3 protein-coding genes are annotated in these 3,421 nt (G+C 73.8%); 1 reads left to right on the forward strand and 2 read right to left on the reverse strand.

The genetic code is table 11. The features are described from left to right. Positions 1-104: 104 nt before the first annotated feature. Entirely contained in the window at positions 105-713 is a 609-nt protein-coding gene (locus tag ACWIF2_RS40260; protein ID WP_454366621.1) for a TetR/AcrR family transcriptional regulator, read from the reverse strand. 86 nt (positions 714-799) lie between these two features. Further along, on the reverse strand, positions 800-1,978 hold the full coding sequence (locus tag ACWIF2_RS40265) for a Glu/Leu/Phe/Val dehydrogenase dimerization domain-containing protein (RefSeq protein WP_454366623.1): 1,179 nt from the start codon (positions 1,976-1,978) through the stop codon (positions 800-802). 126 nt (positions 1,979-2,104) lie between these two features. On the opposite strand from ACWIF2_RS40265, the gene ACWIF2_RS40270 reads away from it, so the two are divergent. Further along, a complete protein-coding gene (locus tag ACWIF2_RS40270) occupies positions 2,105-3,370 on the forward strand; it encodes an MBL fold metallo-hydrolase (RefSeq protein ID WP_454366625.1) in 1,266 nt (421 codons plus the stop codon). Positions 3,371-3,421: the final 51 nt, after the last annotated feature.

The following is a 3,421-nucleotide window of genomic DNA, read 5'->3' on the forward strand; positions in this document are numbered from 1 at the left end:
TGGGCGGTGGGGGTCCCCCCGCTCGAGCGAAGCCGAGAGTGGGGGAGGCACCCCGTTCCGCTGGGTTGCGGGCCCACCCGGCCCCAGCACCGACGCCGGGTGGCTTACGGCACGGCCGCCGACTCCAGGCCCAGTTCGCGCGACAGCGCGTCCTCCACCCACTCCTGCGCCCGCGCCCGCGGCACCGCGCCCTCGTAGGACGTCAGCTGGACGGCGAGTCCGTCGAGGAGGGCGGTGAGGCGCAGGGCCGTGCCGTGCGGGTCGGGGCAGTGGAACTCGCCGGCCGCCACGCCCTCCGCTATGACCTCGGCGATGGCCGCCTTCCACTGCCGGTCGAGGTCCTGGGCGACCTCCCGCAGCGCGGGCTCGCGCAGTGCCGCCGCCCAGCCCTCGATCCACAGCCGCCAGCCCTTGGCCTGGCCCGTCGGTGCGTACCACCGTACGGCCGACCGCAGCCGGCGCAGCGCCGACGTACGGCGGCCCAGCAGCTTGTTCAGATGCGCGAGGTCGCCCTCCGCCGCGTGCCGGAACGCGGCGGCCACCAGTTGTTCCTTCGTCGAGAAGTGATAGAGGACCAGCGCGTTGCTCACACCGAGCACCGAGGCGATGTCGGCGATCCTGACCGCCGTCACGCCCCGCGCCTCGATCTGCTCCACGGCGGCCCGCAGCAGATCACCGCGCCGTTCCGCCACGCTCAACCGGACTCTCGTCACGCCGTCACCCTACACACGCGCGTGCACCCTCTTGACGTGTGGATTCGGCCGGTCCGGCAGGGGCCGCGTGGCTGGTTCGCCGTCCCTCAGCGGTACCAGCCGAAGCGTTCCGCGATCACCGGCAGGCGATCCGCCGCGATCGCGTGGGCGGCTGCTCGCGGCGTGGTCCCGTCGGCCTGCGCCCGGGCCAGCATCCGCTCGACCAGGGCCCGCATCGAGCCGCGGACATGGGCGAACGCCTCCTCCGCGTCGGCGCCGATGTCCCCGAAGAGCGTCCACCACCACCAGGCGTTCGTCCCGGAGTTGACCACCACGTCCGGCAGCACGGTCACCCCTCGCGCGGCCAGCAGCAGCTCCGCCTCCGGTCGTACGGGCATGTTGGCCGCCTCGACGACCCAGCGGGCGGTGATCCGCTCCTGGTTCCCGGAGTCGATCGCGTACGAGACGGCCGCGGGTACCAGCACGTCCGTGTCGGCCGACAGCCACGCGTCGCCGGGCAGGTCGCGGTCGCCGGGCCGCAGCGCGGAGCGGTCCACGGTGCCGTGGGCGTCCCGCGCGGCGAGCAGTGCCTCGACGTCCAGGCCCGCCGGGTTGGCGATCGTGCCCTTGAGGTCGGCGACGGCCACGACCGTGAGCCCCGCCCGGGCGAGGAAGCGGGCCGTCGCCCCGCCCATGGTGCCCAGTCCCTGGAGAGCGACCCGAGTCCCCGCGTACGGCACGCCGGCCCGGTCCAGGGCCGTGAGGGCCGCCTCGGCCACACCGCAGCCGCCGGCCAGCTCGTCGAGACCCAGGCCGTCCACCTCGACCGCGAACGCGTCTTCGAGCCGCCGCCGCGCCTCTGCCTCGTCGTCCAGCAGCGGATACACGGCCTGTATGGAGGAGACCAGCCCCGCCTCGGCGGCCGCCCGGTCGACCAGGTCCTGGGTGAGCCCGAGGTCCTCGCCCGTCGTCCAGCAGCTCTCGATGTACGGCCGCATCGCGCGCAGGTAGCGCACGAGCACGGGATACGCCTCCGGGGCCCGGGGGTCGCAGTCGATGCCGCCCTTCGCGCCGCCGAGCGGGACGTAGCGGCTCTCGGGGTCGTAGTGCAGAGCCTCCTTCATGGTCATCCCGCGGGCCAGGCCCGTGACCTCCTCCAGGGTGCAGCCGGCGCGCATCCGCAGACCGCCGCTGGCGACACCGCGCACCAGCCGGTCGACGACCAGAAAGCCCTGGTGACCGGTGAGGTGGTCGGTCCAGGTGAGGGACAGCAGGGGGCTGGCCAATGAGGGCTCCTTCGCCGAATTACTGAATCACCGGTCAGTATCACCCTCGGAGGGCCCCCTGTGCCCCGGTGTTGTCGGAGGGGCCGACCATAATGGAAAGCCTGACCGACTCCACCTGGAGGTACCGTGGCCGGTTTCCGTTCCCTGAGCACCGGGCTCCGTGCGCTGCGGCCCGGGGCGTTCGGCGCGGATCCGCGCGGTGAGCGCATGGCGCGCATCCGCAGATCGCCCCACTTCGCGGACGGGGTCTTCCAGAACCCCGGCGGTCCCGCGCGGACCCGGCCCTCGGGCTCCACCCTGGACTTCGCGAAGGTCTTCTTCGACAAGGAGACCCGGCCCCGCCGCAGCCCGAAGGGCCCGGTGCCGCTGCACCCCACCACCCTCGCCGACATCGCCAGGCCCCCGGCCACGGGGCTGCGGCTGACCTGGATGGGGCACTCCAGCGTGCTCGCGGAGATCGACGGCCGTCGGGTCCTGTTCGACCCGGTGTGGGGCGAGCGCTGCTCCCCGTTCCCCTTCGCGGGTCCCAAGCGGCTGCACCCGGCGCCGCTGCCGCTGGCCGCGCTCGGCCCGGTCGACGTGGTGGTCATCTCGCACGACCACTACGACCACCTGGACATGCCCACCATCAAGGCCCTGGCCGGCACGGACACGCTGTTCGCCGTGCCGCTCGGCGTCGGCGCGCACCTGGAGCACTGGGGCGTGTCCGCCGGCCGGCTGCGCGAGCTGGACTGGCACGAGACCACGAAGATCGGCGGCCTCGCCCTGACCGCCACCCCGGCCCGGCACTTCTGCGGCCGGGGCCTGCGCAACACCCAGCACACCCTGTGGGCCTCCTGGGTCGTCGCCGGGGAGGAGCACCGGATCTATCACAGTGGCGACACCGGCTACTTCGACGGCTTCAAGGAGATCGGCGCCGAGCACGGGCCGTTCGACGCCACGATGATCCAGATCGGCGCGTACTCCGACTTCTGGCCCGACATCCACATGACCCCCGAGGAGGGCATGCGCGCCCACCTCGATCTCCAGGGCGGACCGGAGCAGGGCCCGATGCTGCCGATCCACTGGGCCACCTTCAACCTCGCGACCCATCCGTGGGCGGACCCCGGCGAGGGGACGCTCGCGGCCGCCCGCGCGGTGGGCGCCGGGGTCGCCCTGCCCCGCCCCGGCGAGCCCTTCGAGCCCACGGCGGAAACCGTCCCGTCCGAGCCGTGGTGGCGTGGGGTGGCGCTCGCCCCGGCGGGTGGATTCCCGGCCGGGGAGGCCCTCACGGACGCCACGATCAAGACCGCGTCGGACACGGCAGCCATGGCCCAGGCCGATACGGTGAGTGACGGCCGGGGCGGGTCGGTCAAGGGCGCCGAGGGCCCCGAGACACTCCCGGCGGGCTGACGGGGAGCAGACGGCAGGTAGCCGGCGAGGGCCGGGGAGCGAGAGGCTCCC

The organism is Streptomyces sp. NPDC055506, from assembly GCF_053643595.1.